Here is a 15,402-nt window from a genome sequence, read left to right on the forward strand (position 1 = left end):
CCAATTTGACACAGTGTTGACCCCGAAAACGGGTCTGACAGATGCAAGTTCGGCGAGAGGGCTGATGGAAGAACTGGTCAGAACTAACGACCCCGTCCTGATTTCCTTCCTGGAATCTCTTCTGGAAGAAGCTGGCCTTGCTCATGAGCTGCGTCCCCCTCGCCCGCAGCCGGCTTTCTGAGACCCCAGGCATGACCAGCGCAACCGGGCGGGACCCTTACGGACCTGAAACGACTCATGATGCCTTTCTTGGTGGGAAGGTCTATGTCCATCAACCTGCAAAGGGTCGTCACAGAGCCGGCATGGATGCAGTCTATCTCGCCGCGGCGCTTCCCGAAGACACCCGTGGCCATGTGGTGGATCTCGGATCAGGCGTTGGCACGGCTGGCCTTTGCGCGGCGGCCCGCCTTGCCCATGTCACCGTGACGCTGGTCGACGTGGACCCGCTGGTGCTGGATCTTGCCCGCACCGCACTGACCGACCCAGCAAACAGTGCCTTCGCGGACCGGGTCACCGTCCTGGAAGCGGATGTCACCGCCAAAGGAACCCTCCGCCGGGAGGCTGGCCTGATCCCCGGCATGGCCGACCATGTGATCATGAACCCGCCCTATTACGACGCCTCCCGGTTCCGGGCCTCGCCGGCGGAAGCCCGTGCGGGCGCTCACATGCTGGACGAACGCGGCCTCGATCCCTGGGCAAAGACGGCAACCGATCTTGTGCGGGAGGGCGGCAGCCTAACGGTCATCTTCCGTGCGGATGGATTGAGAGAAGTTCTCGATGTCTTGCAGGGGCGGTTCGGGGCAATCGACATCATTCCCCTGCGGCCGCGTCCCGATGCGCCCGCAACGCGTGTTGTGCTCAGGGCCATACGTGCCAGCAATGCGCCCTTACAGCTGATGCCTGGCTTTGTCCTGCACGAAAGCACCGGATCGGACTTCACCCCGGAAGCCCGTGCCGTCATGCGGGACGGAGCAGGCCTCGGCCTGAGGGCACGCAGATAAGGGACGTTTTAGTCCCTGAGATCGATGACAAAGGTAAAACCCTTCGATAGTCATCCCGGGCAAGCGCAGCGCGACCCGGGACCGGTGAGCCAAAAGACTATGGGTTTCAGAGCGTTGAATACCAAAGCACCCCGGCTCACCGGTCCCGGATCTCCGCTTCGCTGCGTCCGGGAAGACGAATTGAGAGGTTTGTCAGCCCCCTCAGGCCCTTTTTCGTCCCTTCCCCTTCAGTGCATCACGATCTCGCCATTGGCAAAACGGTAGTCGACCGGGGTGATAAGGGCCTGGTGGGCAATACGGACCCTGTGGATCGGGCCTTCGATTTCACGTTCCCAGAACCCGAGAAACCGCTTCAGCTCCGGAAAGCCCGGTGCCTTGTCTTCGGTTTGCCAGAGAAATGTCTGCAAGAGGGCTGGATGATCGGGGAGCCGGTAGAAAATCTCTGCAGTCAGCAGACCGTACCCAAGGAAGCGTTTTTCAAAGTCCGAACCAGCTTTCATATCTGCCTCGCTTTCGCCAATGGGAAGAACCATCACGAATCAAAGCTTAGCAAACTACAGAGTTATTTCAATTTAAGTATTTATATCAGATACTTAGCAGCATATCAATGTGAGTGCTGCTAAACAGAAGTCCCCGCCTCAGTTCTTGTCTTTCTGGACCTGAATTGACGACAGATATCCCAGGAAGCGCTCGATATCATCGGGCTGAAGAACAAACTCCGGCATATCGTTGTGCCCTGTGACGATGCCCTCAGCCAGGCTTTCCTCCAGACTGGAAACCGGATAGCGCTGAGACAGGTCGCGGAAGGCCGGAGCTTGCGGATCGGGGCTTTCACCTTCCGCACCAACGGCGTGGCAGGGCGAACAGTTGTCTTCGGCAATCTTGCGGCCGATCGCGAGGCTTTCTGGATCATCCGGATAGTTGCTCTCTTGAGCCTGAGCGCCCGTCTGGAGAACCAGACTCGCAAGAAACACCCCGGAAACCGCCCAGTAGCTGCCAAGTCTAGTCATCAACCTCTCCCTATCCGGTCTCCGTCATACAGGAACCGGCAGGCGGGAGCCATACGTGGCTCTACGTGTTCCTCCTGATCCGCGAAAAAGCCCCGGTCTCCTCGCCACGCGATCATCGACCAATAGCTTCATCGGCGCCAGGAGGACGTTCGTCCAAAAGTTTGACGCCTGGCATCATAGCCCTTACTCATAAAAATCATGCCAACTGCCACCCGTACCACGCCCGCTTCTCCAAGTGCCCCCCAAAGCAGTTCCGGGCCGCTTGTGGTCGCGCTCGCCTATGACGGCCTCTGCATGTTCGAATTCGGCATTGCCGTTGAAGTGTTTGGCCTGCCCCGCCCGGAAATGGGCGCGGACTGGTACCGCTTTGCCATCGCCCCGGCGGATGCCGGGGAGATCCGCTCGACCGCCGGCCTGCGGCTTGCGGTTGACGGCGGGCTGGAGCTGCTTGAGCAGGCAGATATCATCATCATTCCAGGCTGGCGCGGGGCCGATGCCCCCGTTCCGGAAGGACTGTGCGCAGCGCTCCGGGAAGCCCACAAGCGCGGCGCGCGGCTGTTGACCATCTGCTCCGGCGTCTTCGTTCTGGCAGCAACCGGTCTTCTGGAAGGATTGAGGGTCACCACACACTGGCGCTACACGGATGGTCTTCAGGAGCGCTATCCGCAGCTGACAGTCATTCCGGATGTGCTCTATGTGGACGAGGGGCAGATCCTGACCTCCGCAGGCAGCGCAGCAGGAATTGACCTTTGCCTTCACCTGATCCGGCAGGACCGTGGCCCCGATGCCGCCAACTCTGTTGCCCGGCGGCTGGTGATGCCCGCGCACAGAGAGGGAGGACAGGCCCAGTTCATCGATGCTCCCGTTCCCAGATACGACGAGGGCGCAAGGCTGGGACCCGTCCTGGACCTTATGCGCAAGGATTTGAGCGGTGCGCATCGCATCCGCGATCTTGCGCTGGCTTCAGGCATGAGCACGCGAACCTTTCTCCGCCGCTTCGAGGCGGCAACAGGCACAACGCCCGCCCGCTGGCTCCTGAGCGAGCGTCTGCACCGGGCCAAGGATCTTCTGGAATCCACCCATACAGGCATCGGCGAGATTGCAAGCCTGTGCGGCTTCGGTTCGGCAACCAACCTGCGGCATCATTTCCGCAAGATGGTCGGCATCACCCCAACCGCCTATCGCTCAAGCTTCGCCATTCTGGAGCAGTCTTGAGACAAAATTCCGGCACGAGCCGGACATCCGCCTTCCGTCCCTGTGTCATCTTCCGCTTGCTGCCTATATTGTTTGCCAAAGACAGCCACATGCAGCCCCGCCGAAAGAGCTCAGCCCCATGACAGAGACGCTTCTCCCCGCTTCCATCGACGAAACATTGGCCTTGCTGGAAAGCGCCGGCTATGTCGCAGACCGGTCGCTGGCGACTGTGCTGCATCTGGCCCTGCGGATGAAACGCCCCCTGTTTCTCGAAGGGGAAGCTGGGGTCGGCAAAACGGAGATCGCCAAGGTCCTTTCTCAAACCCTGGGCCGTGATTTGATCCGCCTGCAGTGCTACGAAGGCCTAGACATCGCTTCTGCCGTATATGAATGGAACTATCCGGCTCAGATGGTCGAGATCCGTGTGGCGGAAGTGGCCGGAGACACCGGCCACGAGGAACTGTCCCGCTCGATCTTCGACGACCGTTTCCTGATCAAGCGCCCTGTGCTGCAGGCCCTTCAACCGCATGCGGGTGGTGCGCCTGTGCTGCTGATCGACGAGCTGGACCGGGCGGACGAAGCCTTTGAAGCCTTCCTCCTGGAGGTTCTGTCGGACAATCAGGTGACCATTCCCGAACTTGGCACCATCAAGGCAGCCGAGCCGCCGATCGTCATCATCACCACCAACCGCACCCGCGAGATCCACGACGCCCTGAAGCGCCGCTGCCTTTATCATTGGGTCGACTATCCGGACGCTGCCCGGGAGCTGGAAATTGTCCGGCGCAAGGTTCCAGGCGCAACGGAACGGCTAAGCGAAGAAATCGTCGCTTTCGTCCAGAAACTGCGCGCTGAGGAAGACCTCTTCAAGCAGCCCGGCGTTGCCGAAACCCTGGACTGGGCAACGGCGCTGAGCGAACTCAATGAGATCGCCCTTGATCCGGACATGGCCTCGGACACACTCGGCGTGCTTCTGAAGTATCAGGACGACATCGAACGGGTCCGCGGCTCCAAGGTGCGGCAGATGGTCGACGAAATCCGCAAGTCCGATCCTACCCCAAAGACTTCGATGCCAGCGGTCTGAAACATGGCAACGGCTTTCAGCAGCTCCTGTCTTCCGGCTTTCTCTTCGTCTCGGCTGGCTTTTGCCGCGCTTCCGGAATGGGAAATGTCAGCGCAAGCAGCCCATTCTTCGAGACGTTTGGCAAAGGCCAAGCTCCTCAGGATAAGGAGAGAAGCTTGGGCCACCCCAGGCTCTCAACGCGAGAACCTCATCCTGAGGAGGGGCGCAGCCCCGTCTCGAAGGATGGCTCGCTTGCTACCGCCGCGCGGAACGGTTGGAGGCGCTGCATGAGTGTTTCAGAGCCTGCACTCCCCGCGAGCGGAAAGATCGTCGACAACATCGTCCATTTTGCCCGCACCCTGCGCAAGGCCGGGGTTCCGGCAGGTCCCGCTTCCGTGGTCGATGCCGTGCGCGCGGTCGAAGTTGCCGGGATCAGCAACCGGGAAGATCTCTACTGGACCCTGCACGCCGTCTTCGTCCACAAGCGGGAGCACCGGGTTCTGTTTGACGAGGCGTTCCGGATCTATTGGCAGAGCCGCGGCCTGATCGAAAAGATGCTGGCGATCCTGTCTCCGGTCGCCCCGCCCCGCGGTGCGCCAGAGAAGCCCAAGGCCGGTCAGACACGCGTTTCCGACGCCTTTCAGGCCGCCAAGGAGCGGATGGGCAACGAAACCAAGCCACAAATCGAGGTCGATGCGACCTTCACCGTCTCGGGCAAGGAATTGCTGCAGGCAAAGGACTTTGCCCAGATGTCGGCGCTGGAAGTGGATGAGGCAAAGCGGGCTTTGAAGTCCATGCACCTCACCATGGATCTCGTGCGCCAGCGGCGTCTTGCCCCCGCCCACAAGGGACGGATGGACCCGCGCCGGACCCTTCGGGCCTCTCTGCGCACTGGTGGGTCGATGATCGATCTCAAGTTCAGAAAGCCTGTCGAGAAGCGCCCACCTCTCGTTGCCCTATGCGATATCTCAGGCTCCATGAGCCAGTACACCCGCCTGCTCCTGCATTTTCTCCATGCGGCAACGGCGGAACGGCGCGACGTTCATACCTTCCTATTTGGCACACGGCTGACCAATGTCACCCGCCAGCTGAGGATGAAAGATCCGGATGAAGCGCTGGAGGCTTGCAGCGCGGGCGTTGAGGATTGGTCCGGGGGTACCCGGATTGCCACGGCTCTCCGGGAGTTCAACCGGGTCTGGTCCCGCCGGGTTATGTCCGGCAACCCAACCGTGCTGTTGATAACGGATGGACTGGAGCGGGATACGGATGAGGACCTGGAGCGGGAGATGGACCGGCTGCACCGGTCCTGCCGCCGGCTGATCTGGCTGAACCCGCTCCTGCGGTATGACGGCTTTCAAGCCAAGGCCAAGGGCATCCGCGCCATGCTGCCCCATGTCGACGAGTTCCGCTCCGCCCATTCGCTGAACGCGGTGGCGGATCTCGTTGCCGCTTTGTCAGGCGCGCAAAGCAGTTCCTCCCTTTCCACGGATCCTAGAACCTGGCTGGCCTGACCGGCCGGCGTCTCTCCTTTTAACGGACCCGCCGATGACCTCAGACAACCTCTCTGATCTATCCCGTCAAATCTGCGAGGTCTCCGACATTTATGCGGACCGTTTCGGCATCAGCCGCTCCCCATCCTGGTTTCTGGCGAAACTGACAGAAGAGCTTGGAGAGCTGGTGGCTGCCGACTTGAAATGCGAAGGCAATGGCCGGACCGCGGAGCAAAGTGCGGAAGGTCTTGTCAATTCCCGTGCAGAGGAAGCCGCGGATCTCTTTGCCCATCTCCTGCTGTTTTGCAGGGATCGCGGCATTGATCTTGAAACGGCACTGGCCCGAAAGTGGTTCAAGTATCTTGGCCAAGATACGGAAAGGATTCCCGGAACAGAAACGGAAAGCCAGTCACGGCAGCGATAGAGTCGGCCTCAAGAGACTCTTTCGCAACTCAATCTAGAACGATTGACTCGCGCACGATAAAAATATCCCCGCCAGTTTCCTGTTGGGGCACAGAGAGCTGGCGGGGACCTCCGGCGCGCCTGTTCAACGACGGGGCCCCGGTCACAGCCAAAGATAGTTTCAGTATTCCGAAATTAGAATGCGTCACCTGGTCCCAGGGCAAAATTAGGGAAGCGCGACAACCGGTGTGCGCACCGTTACCCGCTGGAACAGATCGCTGATGTCGCTGTTCGCCATCCGGATGCAGCCATAGGACGCCGCCCGCCCGATCGAATTTGGCCTGTTGGTACCGTGGATGGCGTAGTTGCCATTCGACAGCGTCATCGCGGCAACGCCCATCGGATTGTTCGGCGCACCACCCTTGATCAGGGTTGGCAGATTGGGATGATCACGCTCAACCTCCGCGGAGGGGGACCAGTCCGGGCGGATGTATTTTCCGGTGATGAAGGCTGGCCCCGTCCAGGACTTGCCGTTCTTGCCGACCGCGATCTTGTAACGGATCGCCTGCCCCTGCCCCAGAACCAGATAGAGCCTGCGCTCGGAGTTCTTGATCACGATGGTGCCGGGCCGGAGATCACGCGCCTGAAAGCCAACCAGTTCGGCAGCGGAAAGACCCGGGCTGAACAGACTGGCTCCAAGCCAGGCAAACGCAAAGAAAAACAAGGAACTAAAACGCATGACCAACCTCTTCCGGCACCGGAGAAATCTACTGCCATGCGGGAGCTGCCAAAAGACCCGCAGCTCCGGTTTCTTAAGGGTTGGTTAACTTCAGAACCGGGGAGCTGGCACCAGCCATCCTTTCCGGGCTGGACGTCAGTAGACACAGGCGCTCCGGCACGAAAAGCCTTCCCGATCTTGTCAGACCTGCTGCGGACAGGCGGGCAACCCGATCAGGACGCCGTCCGGCTTGCCCAGGCAGAATAAGGCTGGATACCAAATGCCTTGTCCGGCTCGCCATCAAGCACGTTCAAAAACTCGATGGTGTGTCCATCAGGATCCTTGAAATAAACCACGGCAGCGGGCATCCACCCGATCACCTCCGGCTCGGAAATTGGCTGGTTGGTGATGCCGAGAGGTTGAATGCCCGCGGCCTGCAGCTTTTCGCAAGCGCTCAAGACCGCTTCGCGTTCGGTCCTGAAGGCAAAATGCAGGGTCATGAACAGTGGCGCAGATCCATATTCCCACAGCCCGAGCATTCCCGTCCGTTTGTCACCGACCCAGAAGAACGCGATCTTGCGCGCGGGAAACTCCCCGGCAAGCTCGAGTCCCAGAACGTCCCGGTAGAACGCAATCGAGGCCTGCAGGTCGCGTACAGGCAGATGGGTTTCATAGACCCCCTGGATGCCGTTGGAAGACGCCAGCATATCCTTGCTGCCAGACTGCGGTATGGATTTTGAACCTGTCATTTGAAGCTCTCAGTCTCGTTTGAGTTATACCCGGACAGGCGGACCCTAAAACCTCAAGTTAAGTTGAGGTCAAGTGAAAAATTCCGCTTTCCGGTACGCGCCCGTTTCCCCAAAGAAAAACCCGCCTGGATCACTCCGGGCGGGTTCTGATAGCTGACGTGCAGCCAGTCTTAAAAGGTGTATGGCTTATTTGTAGTCGTACTTGCCGTCTTTCCAAACGTACCAGACGTAGCCCGGCAGGGTGACGTCACCCTTGTCGTCAAAGGACAGCTTGCCGAGAACCGTGTCAAAATCACCGGCGTCCAGAGCCTTCGTCACAGCTTCATAGTCGGTGGAACCGGCTGCCTTGACGGCGTCGGCCCAAGCCTGGATCGCAGCATAGGTATAGAGCGCATAGCCCTCAGCGGTCTTGCCAGCCTTTTCGAGGGCTTCCACGACCGGCTTTGCTTCTGCGTTCTTCCGCGGATCCGGAGAGAAGGTCATCAGGGTGCCTTCACCAGCCGGACCAGTGATGGACCAGTATTCGTCGGTCACGAGAGCATCACCGGAGACGAGGATGGTGTCCATGCCCTGGTCAACCATCTGACGCTTGATCAGGCCAGCTTCCGTGTGATAGCCGCCAACATAGACAACGTCGATGTTTTCAGACTTCAGCTTGGAAACCAGAGCCGTGTAGTCCTTTTCACCGGCGGTGTAGGCTTCGTACAGGGCTTCTTTCTTGCCAAGGCCGTTCATGACTTCCTTGGTTGCGTCAGCCAGACCCTTACCGTAAGCGGTCTTGTCCTGGATGATGGCGATGTTCTTGTCCTTGAACTCGGTGGCGAGGAAAGTGCCCGCTACCTGGCCCTGCTGGTCATCACGGCCGCAGACGCGGAACACGCCCGGACCAGGACGCTCATCCGTAAACTTCGGGTTGGTGGACGCCGGAGAAATCTGAATAATGCCTTCTTCCGCATAGACCGCGCTGGCCGGGATCGAGGAACCCGAGCAGAAGTGGCCAGCCATGAAGACCACGCCCTTGCCAACCATCTGGTTCGCAACAGCAACGGCCTGCTTCGGGTCGCAGGCGTCGTCGCCCACTTCAAGCACGAGCTTTTCGCCGTTCACGCCACCAGCGGCGTTGATGTCGGCCACGGCCTGTTCGGCACCAGCCTTCATCTGCGCGCCGAAGGACGCATACTGGCCAGTCATCGGACCTGCGGTTGCGATCACGATATCAGCAAAAGCAGCACCGGACATTGCCATGCCCGCAACAGCTGCAACGCCTGCCAAAAGATACTTCTTCATCATCTAACTCCCCTGGTTCCAGAAATGACACTGGACCACTTGATTTGACGGAGGTGACCCCGCCTGGAGGCAACATGCCTCCCGGTGACCTTCAAGCACGCCTCTTGTTTTATTGTCGCGCGCCTTCCAGCCGGTTCCCCATCGAGGCGAAAACCGCCCCGCTGGTAATGCTTTAGCCTGCAGGGTAGCTGTCTTCCCGCCCTTCCCGCAAGCGCCATCCGAAAGGATGTGTTTTTTCGTAAAGCCACACGTATTGGGTGGTCATCTGACCAGCCCTCGTGAAGCGCCATCCGGCATATCCGATCATCAGCAGCACCGCGTAATCGACGATCAGGAACTGCAAGGACAGGAGCGGTTCCTCAAAAAGCGCGAAGCACAGGAAGCGCACCCCGATCGACAGGATGAAGACAAACCAGAACAGCGTCAGAAGCGGACGCCAGGTGCTTGCCACCGCCCGGCCCGTCATCCAGGCGGCACCGCCCCCAAGAATGCAAACCAGGATGATGAACACCAGCAGGTTCGATGCGTACAGAATTCCCATTTGACCCTCCGGGAGCAGCTTGCATCCAAAAGGACGCAAATGCTCCAACACTTAAAAACCGGTCAGCATTCCGGCATCCGGCCGCAACCGGATGCCTGTTCCATTGATCTAGTGCCCGCCGCCTTCAAGATAGGCCGCCTTCACATCTTCTCTCGCAAGCAGCTCCTTGCCCGTGCCGGACATGGTGATCTTGCCATTGACCATCACGTAGCCGCGATGGGCAAGTTTCAAGGCATGATAGGCATTCTGTTCAACGAGGAAGACCGTGAGGCCATCCTGACGGTTCAAGTCACGGATCGCGTCGAAGATCTGTTTCACGATCAATGGCGCAAGGCCGAGGGACGGCTCATCCAGAAGGAGGAGCCGCGGTTTGGACATCAGCGCGCGCGCGATGGCCAGCATCTGCTGTTCACCGCCCGAGAGAGTTCCGCCGCGCTGATTGCGGCGTTCCTTCAGGCGAGGAAAGAGGTCATAGGCTCGCTTCAGGCTGCCTTCGACATCCTTGTTCCCTGCGGTCTCGGCACCCATGATCAGGTTTTCCAGAACGCTCATGCGCGGGAAAATGCGCCGCCCTTCCGGGGACTGCGCAATCGACTTGCGCATGATCAAGTGGGTTGGCAGGCGGGTAATGTCCTCGCCATCATAGAAGATGGAGCCAGAGCTTGCCTGGGGCGACCCGCAGATGGTCATCATCAGCGTCGACTTGCCGGCACCATTGGCACCAATCAGGGTGACGATCTCTCCCTCATTCACAGTCATGTCCACGCCGCGCAGGGCGATGATCTTGCCGTAATGAGTCTCGACGTTGCGCACGTCGAGCAGCGGCTGGGAGGCGCTCATAGACCCACCTCCTGTTCCACCAGATCAACTTCCTCGTCCGGAACGCCGAGATAGGCGGCGATGACCTTGGGATCGTTCTTCACTTCTTCCGGAGTGCCATCGGAGATCTTCTCGCCGTAGTCGAGCACCACAACGTGGTCGGAAATTTCCATCACAACGCTCATGTCATGCTCGATCAGGAGGATCGATGTCCCCTGCTCCGCACGGATATATTGCAGCAGCGAATTCAGTTCGCCGCTTTCCTTGGGGTTCAGACCTGCGGCAGGCTCGTCGAGACACAGAAGCTCGGGACCGGAACACATGGCCCGGGCGATCTCCAGACGGCGCTGATCGCCATAGGGCAGATCCGCAGCCGGCGCATCGGCACGCTCCAGAAGACCGATCCGGTCCAGCCAGAAACGGGCGCGGTCCACGGCTTCCTTTTCCGCCTTGTGGAAGGAGGCCACGCCGAAAATGCCGCCAATGGTGAAGCCCGAGGCCAGCATCAGGGGATTGTGCTGGGCAACCATCAGGTTTTCCAAAAGCGTCATCCCGCCGAACAGCCGGATGTTCTGGAATGTCCGGGCAACCTTGGCCTTGGCCGAGATCTTGAAGTCCGGCATCCGCTCAAGGAGAAATTTCTCCTTGTTGGAGCGGTGCATGACGATCCGCCCCTCGGTCGGCTTATAGAAACCGGTGACGCAGTTGAACACGGTCGTCTTGCCGGCCCCGTTCGGACCGATCAGGGCGGTGATGTCTCCGCGCCCGACGTTGAACGACAAGTCTCCGATCGCGACCAGACCGCCAAAGCGCATGGTCAGATGTTCGATCGTAAGGATTGGATTATTGGTCCAGGAGCTCATCCATGGCCCTCCTGCACGAGATCGGCACTGATGCCCTTGGCCTTGCCAGACAGTGAAATCGACGGTGTACGTGTGGAAATCAGACCACGCGGCTTCCACACCATGATCCCGACCATCAGCAGACCGAAGACCAGCATTCGGTACTCGGCAAACTCACGGATCAGCTCGAAGCCACCGATCATCACGACAGCTGCGATCACCACGCCGATCTGGCTGCCCAGACCACCCAGAACCACGATGGCCAGAATGACCGCGGATTCCATGAAGGTGAAGCTTTCCGGAGAAATGAAACCCTGACGAGTGGCGAAGAAGGACCCGGCGAACCCGCCGAACATCGCACCGAGCGCAAAAGCGGTCAGCTTGGTGTTGGTGGTGTTAATGCCGAGCGAGCGGCAGGCGATCTCGTCTTCACGCAGCGCTTCCCAGGCACGGCCAACCGGCAGCTTGCGAAGCCGCATGGTCACGAAGTTCGTTACGAGAGCCAATGCAAGGATGAGGTAGTACAGGAAGATGATGCGGTGGACGGAGCTGTAGTCCAGCCCGAAGAAGGCGGCAAAACCGTCTTCGCCACGCTCGAATTCCAGCCCGAAGAAGCTCGGCCGGGGAATACCGGAAATGCCGTCCGGACCACCGGTAAAGTCATACCAGTTCAAGAGGACAACGCGGATGATTTCCCCGAAGGCCAGTGTCACGATGGCCAGATAGTCACCGCGCAGGCGCAGCACCGGGAAGCCCAGCATGATACCCCAGAGCGCCGCCAGAATACCGGCCAGCGGCAAGCAGATCCAGAACGACAGACCGAAGTAATGGGCCAGCAGGGCGTAGGAGTAAGCACCGACCGCATAGAAGGCCACGTAGCCAAGGTCCAGAAGACCTGCCAGCCCCACCACGATGTTCAGTCCCCAGCCCAGCATGACGTAGGTCGTGACCAGGATGGCCAGGTCGAGATACCGGCGTGAGCCGGAAGCTCCATAGTAGCTCATTAGCAGGAATGGCAGAACAACGGCCAGAACCAGAAAGACCGGCATGGCGAACTTGCCGAGGCCGGAAAAGCTGCTTGCCTTCGGCATCAGGCCGGCGGCAATGCCGGTGACCGGCGTTTCCGCCTTCCATACGAACAGGTTCAAGATCAGGCGGCCGAAGAAGACGACACCGACAGCAATGGCCACGGCACCCCAGCGGTATTCAATGCCGAGCTGCCCGCCCATGCCGCTGGCGACTTCAGCCTTCATCCCGAGCATGAGGGAGAATAACGCCAATGCGATCAGTCCCCCGGCGGCCGAGTCCTTGACGGCGGACACGAACCGGCTTTCGCTTTGCGCGCTCATATCAGACCTTCTCCACTTCCGGCTTGCCGAGCAGACCTTCGGGCATGAAGATCAGAACGATGGCAAGGATGGAGAACGCTGCAACGTCCTTGTATTCAACCGAGAAATAACCGGACCAGAAGGTCTCGATGAGCCCGATGAGCAAGCCGCCCAGCATGGCGCCCGGCAGCGAGCCGATGCCGCCGAGAACGGCAGCCGTGAATGCCTTAACCCCGGCAAGAAAGCCGATGTAAAAGTCGATCACGCCGTAATAAATCAGGAACATCAGACCTGCGACGGAGGCAAGCGACGCTCCCATGACGAAGGTGAGCGAAATCGTCCGGTCCACGTTGATGCCCAGCAGCGAGGCCATCTTGCGGTCCTGCTCGCAGGAGCGCTGTGCACGGCCAAGCGAAGTCTTGTTGATCAGGGTGGTAAAGCCGATCATCAAGACCGTCGTCACCACGATGATGAGGATCTGCGAATAGGACAGCTGGACAATGAACCCGCTCTCTCCTGCCCCTTCGCTCAATGTGAAGCCACCCGGAATGAGCGGCTGCAAAGGCTTGTTGCGGGCGCCCTGCGAGATCTGCACGAAGTTCTGCAGAACGATCGACGCGCCAATCGCCGTGATCAACGGCGCAAGACGGAACGATCCGCGCAAGGGCCGGTAGGCAATCCGCTCAACCGTCCACCCCCAGACCGATGTCAGAGCCATCGAGACGATCAGGATTGCGATGAGTGCCAGGATCAGAAGAGCCAACGGCATGGAGGCCGTGACGCCGAGCGTGACAATCAGGATCAGCGAGATGAATGCGCCGACCATGAAAATGTCACCATGAGCGAAGTTGATCATGCCGATGATGCCGTACACCATCGTATAACCGATGGCGATAAGGCCATAGATCGACCCTAGCGTCACCCCGTTGATGAGCTGTTGTAAGAAGTATTCCATGTCTTTGTTCAGACCCCCGGAAGGCTAAAGCCATCTCTTCGTTGTTTAGTGCATTTTTGCACATTGAAAAAAGTGGTAGCAAGACCGCGCTTTTGAGACAATTCCCTCAGCGAAATGCCACCAATAAAAACAAGAATTTTCCCCAGCAGCCATTTATCGGATTTTTTTTCCGTACCGGTAATTACGCGTCTGCCACGTTTCGACTTCCGCTCGAACGGTTCCTTAAGCCACACCGTGATAGCCGGAACCTGACGATAAATGCCCCGGCTGGAGTATAACACTCTCAATGCCCGACTGGAGCAGGTCCGGTATCCTGAATGCCCTTAGACGATGGAGACGCGTTTGAGCACCTATAAAACCTCAGAATCCCGCCCTCCGGATCAAACGGCCGGAGACGCGGTTCAGGTTCCGCTCAATCAAGTTGCCTTCCGCGAAGCCATGAGCCGGATTGCAACGGCGGTGCACATTCTGACGACTGATGGCGCGGGCGGGCGGGCCGGAGCGACCGTTTCGGCAGTCTGTTCTGTAACCGACACCCCGCCGACGGTCCTGGTCTGCGTCAACCGCTCCAGCAGAATACATGGCGCGATTCGGGAAAATGGCGTGTTCTGCGTGAACACGTTGGCATCCGGGCAAGAAGCTCTTTCCAACGCCTTTGCAGGGCGCGGGAACCTGGAGATGGACGCGCGGTTTGAACTCGATTCCTGGATACCAATGCTCTCCGGCAGCCCTGCCTTGAACACGGCACGGGTATCCGTGGATTGCCAAGTAGACTCCATATCTGACGTTGGAACCCACTCCATCATCATCGGACAGGTCAACGATGTCCGATTTGCCGGCGAGGAAGGCTCGCTGGTTTATGTCCGCCGGGGCTACCACGGGCTGCCGGGCTAAGCTCCCGCCTTTAAGACGGCTCTTCGGAACCGGCACGTTGGCTTCGGCTGCAAATAAGCTTAGGCTCGTTGAAACCACCTGCCGATCCGCCTGGAGTCTTCATGCAAGGACCACGCAATCTGATCACGGACGTTCCGGGGCTCCTCGTTGGCAACGCCTGCGATCCCGTACTGAAGTCCGGCGCAACAGTCCTGCTTCCAGAAGAGCCAGCGGTTGCTTCCGTTGCCATTCATGGCGGTGCTCCCGGTACGCGCGAGATTGCCCTTCTTGAGCCCGAGCAGACCGTTTCCGCTGTGGATGCCATCGTGCTGGCAGGCGGTTCCGCCTTTGGTCTTGATGCAGGTGCAGGTGTTCAAGGGCGTCTTGCAGAACTTGGGCGTGGATATCAGGTCGGCCCGGTCCGTGTCCCCATCGTTCCGACCGCAATCCTCTTCGACTTGCTGAACGGCGGCGACAAAAGCTGGGGCCAGTCCGCGCCTTACCGGGATCTTGGACGCGCGGCGCTCGATGCGGTGGGGCATGATTTTGAGCTGGGAACCGCCGGGGCTGGCACGGGTGCCACCACAGCCAACCTCAAGGGAGGCCTCGGCTCCGCGTCCATGGTTCTGGCGAACGGCGTCACGGTGGGCGCCATCGTCGCCGTCAATGCACTGGGCCGCGCAACCATCGGTGAAAGCGGACACTTCTGGGCATCACCCTTTGAGCTGGGGGACGAGTTCGGGGCTCTCGGCTTCCCCCATCCCCTGCCGGCAGACGCCGTAAACGTCCGGACCAAACTGGATGCGCTGAAGGCCGGCGCCAACACGACAATCGCAGCGGTTGCGACCGACGCGGCCCTCACCAAGTCGGAAGCAAAGCGCCTGGCGGTGATGGCCCACGACGGCCTGGCCCGGGCCCTCTGGCCTGCGCACACACCTCTGGATGGAGACCTGGTCTTTGCCCTGTCCACCGGCCGCAAGCCTCTGGACCGCCAGCTGGAAGACATGGTGCAGATCGGGGCTGCCGCCGCCTCCTGCCTTGCCCGGGCCATCGCCCGGGGCATCTATCACGCCAGCCCGGCTCCGGATGACCCGGTGCCGACCTGGCAGCAGAAGTTTGGCAGATGACCGCGG

The 15,402-nt window shown here is 59.7% G+C and carries 17 protein-coding genes and 1 pseudogene; 8 read left to right on the forward strand and 10 right to left on the reverse strand.

Annotated elements, in window-relative coordinates:
- The first annotated feature begins 64 nt into the window (after window positions 1–64).
- Both IG616_RS23410 and IG616_RS02055 read left to right on the forward strand, forming a co-directional pair.
- On the forward strand, window positions 65–181 hold the full coding sequence (locus IG616_RS23410) for a putative signal transducing protein (RefSeq protein WP_425504135.1): 117 nt from the start codon (window positions 65–67) through the stop codon (window positions 179–181).
- Window positions 182–191: 10 nt separating this feature from the next.
- Complete coding sequence (locus IG616_RS02055; RefSeq protein WP_192145901.1) at window positions 192–1,001, forward strand: tRNA1(Val) (adenine(37)-N6)-methyltransferase; 810 nt, start codon at window positions 192–194, stop codon at window positions 999–1,001.
- Window positions 1,002–1,228: 227 nt separating this feature from the next.
- On the opposite strand, the gene IG616_RS02060 is transcribed toward IG616_RS02055, so the two are convergent.
- Window positions 1,229–1,501: an usg protein gene (locus tag IG616_RS02060; RefSeq protein WP_192145903.1), complete on the reverse strand. Its 273-nt coding sequence runs from the start codon at window positions 1,499–1,501 to the stop codon at window positions 1,229–1,231.
- Between the two features lie 138 nt (window positions 1,502–1,639).
- Window positions 1,640–2,011, reverse strand: a complete 372-nt coding sequence (locus IG616_RS02065) for a c-type cytochrome (protein WP_192145905.1) — start codon at window positions 2,009–2,011, stop codon at window positions 1,640–1,642.
- Window positions 2,012–2,209: 198 nt separating this feature from the next.
- Between IG616_RS02065 and ftrA the strand changes: the two genes are divergently transcribed.
- From ftrA to IG616_RS02085, 4 genes are all read left to right on the forward strand, one after another.
- Window positions 2,210–3,226, forward strand: coding sequence for a transcriptional regulator FtrA (ftrA, locus tag IG616_RS02070; RefSeq protein WP_192145907.1), 1,017 nt, complete (start codon window positions 2,210–2,212; stop codon window positions 3,224–3,226).
- Window positions 3,227–3,344: 118 nt separating this feature from the next.
- A complete protein-coding gene (locus IG616_RS02075) occupies window positions 3,345–4,286 on the forward strand; it encodes an AAA family ATPase (RefSeq protein ID WP_192145909.1) in 942 nt (313 codons plus the stop codon).
- 266 nt (window positions 4,287–4,552) lie between these two features.
- Window positions 4,553–5,776 (forward strand): vWA domain-containing protein, encoded by a 1,224-nt coding sequence (locus tag IG616_RS02080; RefSeq protein WP_192145911.1) that lies wholly within the window; start codon window positions 4,553–4,555, stop codon window positions 5,774–5,776.
- A 34-nt stretch (window positions 5,777–5,810) separates the two neighbouring features.
- Window positions 5,811–6,179, forward strand: a complete 369-nt coding sequence (locus tag IG616_RS02085; RefSeq protein ID WP_192145914.1) for a nucleoside triphosphate pyrophosphohydrolase family protein — start codon at window positions 5,811–5,813, stop codon at window positions 6,177–6,179.
- A gap of 204 nt (window positions 6,180–6,383) precedes the next feature.
- Here the strand turns inward: IG616_RS02085 and IG616_RS02090 are convergent, their stop codons facing one another.
- The 8 genes and pseudogenes from IG616_RS02090 to IG616_RS02125 all read right to left on the reverse strand — a co-directional run bounded on the left by IG616_RS02090 (window position 6,384) and on the right by IG616_RS02125 (window position 13,396).
- A complete protein-coding gene (locus IG616_RS02090; protein WP_192145916.1) occupies window positions 6,384–6,896 on the reverse strand; it encodes a L,D-transpeptidase in 513 nt (170 codons plus the stop codon).
- Between the two features lie 212 nt (window positions 6,897–7,108).
- A complete protein-coding gene (locus IG616_RS02095) occupies window positions 7,109–7,582 on the reverse strand; it encodes a VOC family protein (protein ID WP_192146660.1) in 474 nt (157 codons plus the stop codon).
- 228 nt (window positions 7,583–7,810) lie between these two features.
- A complete protein-coding gene (locus tag IG616_RS02100) occupies window positions 7,811–8,911 on the reverse strand; it encodes a branched-chain amino acid ABC transporter substrate-binding protein (RefSeq protein ID WP_192146662.1) in 1,101 nt (366 codons plus the stop codon).
- A gap of 172 nt (window positions 8,912–9,083) precedes the next feature.
- Window positions 9,084–9,452: a DUF6867 family protein gene (locus IG616_RS02105; RefSeq protein ID WP_192145918.1), complete on the reverse strand. Its 369-nt coding sequence runs from the start codon at window positions 9,450–9,452 to the stop codon at window positions 9,084–9,086.
- Window positions 9,453–9,560: 108 nt separating this feature from the next.
- Complete coding sequence (locus IG616_RS02110) at window positions 9,561–10,292, reverse strand: ABC transporter ATP-binding protein (protein ID WP_192145920.1); 732 nt, start codon at window positions 10,290–10,292, stop codon at window positions 9,561–9,563.
- A gap of 14 nt (window positions 10,293–10,306) precedes the next feature.
- Window positions 10,307–11,134 (reverse strand): annotated as a pseudogene (locus IG616_RS02115) (ABC transporter ATP-binding protein); the annotation flags it as partial.
- A complete protein-coding gene (livM, locus tag IG616_RS02120) occupies window positions 11,131–12,462 on the reverse strand; it encodes a high-affinity branched-chain amino acid ABC transporter permease LivM (protein WP_192145924.1) in 1,332 nt (443 codons plus the stop codon). The gene livM and the pseudogene IG616_RS02115, both read right to left, overlap by 4 nt.
- A 1-nt stretch (window position 12,463) precedes the next feature.
- The gene (locus IG616_RS02125) at window positions 12,464–13,396 is read right to left on the reverse strand and encodes an ABC transporter permease subunit (RefSeq protein ID WP_192145926.1); all 933 of its coding nucleotides are present in this window, start codon (window positions 13,394–13,396) and stop codon (window positions 12,464–12,466) included.
- Between the two features lie 342 nt (window positions 13,397–13,738).
- Between IG616_RS02125 and IG616_RS02130 the strand changes: the two genes are divergently transcribed.
- A complete protein-coding gene (locus IG616_RS02130) occupies window positions 13,739–14,290 on the forward strand; it encodes a flavin reductase (protein WP_246476065.1) in 552 nt (183 codons plus the stop codon).
- A 101-nt stretch (window positions 14,291–14,391) separates the two neighbouring features.
- On the forward strand, window positions 14,392–15,396 hold the full coding sequence (locus IG616_RS02135) for a P1 family peptidase (protein ID WP_192145928.1): 1,005 nt from the start codon (window positions 14,392–14,394) through the stop codon (window positions 15,394–15,396).
- Window positions 15,397–15,402: the final 6 nt, after the last annotated feature.

Source organism: Roseibium litorale, assembly GCF_014842915.1.
In the GTDB taxonomy this organism is placed as follows: Bacteria; Pseudomonadota; Alphaproteobacteria; order Rhizobiales; family Stappiaceae; genus Roseibium; species Roseibium litorale.

Coding starts and splice junctions, on each gene's coding strand:
- IG616_RS02090 (WP_192145916.1), bottom strand. CDS start 6,896: ATGCGTTTTAGTTCCTTGTTTTTCTTTGCGTTTGCCTGGCTTGGAGCC.
- ftrA (WP_192145907.1), top strand. CDS start 2,210: ATGCCAACTGCCACCCGTACCACGCCCGCTTCTCCAAGTGCCCCCCAA.
- IG616_RS02065 (WP_192145905.1), bottom strand. CDS start 2,011: ATGACTAGACTTGGCAGCTACTGGGCGGTTTCCGGGGTGTTTCTTGCG.
- IG616_RS02060 (WP_192145903.1), bottom strand. CDS start 1,501: ATGAAAGCTGGTTCGGACTTTGAAAAACGCTTCCTTGGGTACGGTCTG.
- IG616_RS23410 (WP_425504135.1), top strand. CDS start 65: ATGGAAGAACTGGTCAGAACTAACGACCCCGTCCTGATTTCCTTCCTG.
- IG616_RS02135 (WP_192145928.1), top strand. CDS start 14,392: ATGCAAGGACCACGCAATCTGATCACGGACGTTCCGGGGCTCCTCGTT.
- livM (WP_192145924.1), bottom strand. CDS start 12,462: ATGAGCGCGCAAAGCGAAAGCCGGTTCGTGTCCGCCGTCAAGGACTCG.
- IG616_RS02075 (WP_192145909.1), top strand. CDS start 3,345: ATGACAGAGACGCTTCTCCCCGCTTCCATCGACGAAACATTGGCCTTG.
- IG616_RS02125 (WP_192145926.1), bottom strand. CDS start 13,396: ATGGAATACTTCTTACAACAGCTCATCAACGGGGTGACGCTAGGGTCG.
- IG616_RS02100 (WP_192146662.1), bottom strand. CDS start 8,911: ATGAAGAAGTATCTTTTGGCAGGCGTTGCAGCTGTTGCGGGCATGGCA.
- IG616_RS02105 (WP_192145918.1), bottom strand. CDS start 9,452: ATGGGAATTCTGTACGCATCGAACCTGCTGGTGTTCATCATCCTGGTT.
- IG616_RS02110 (WP_192145920.1), bottom strand. CDS start 10,292: ATGAGCGCCTCCCAGCCGCTGCTCGACGTGCGCAACGTCGAGACTCAT.
- IG616_RS02055 (WP_192145901.1), top strand. CDS start 192: ATGACCAGCGCAACCGGGCGGGACCCTTACGGACCTGAAACGACTCAT.
- IG616_RS02095 (WP_192146660.1), bottom strand. CDS start 7,582: ATGCTGGCGTCTTCCAACGGCATCCAGGGGGTCTATGAAACCCATCTG.
- IG616_RS02085 (WP_192145914.1), top strand. CDS start 5,811: ATGACCTCAGACAACCTCTCTGATCTATCCCGTCAAATCTGCGAGGTC.
- IG616_RS02080 (WP_192145911.1), top strand. CDS start 4,553: ATGAGTGTTTCAGAGCCTGCACTCCCCGCGAGCGGAAAGATCGTCGAC.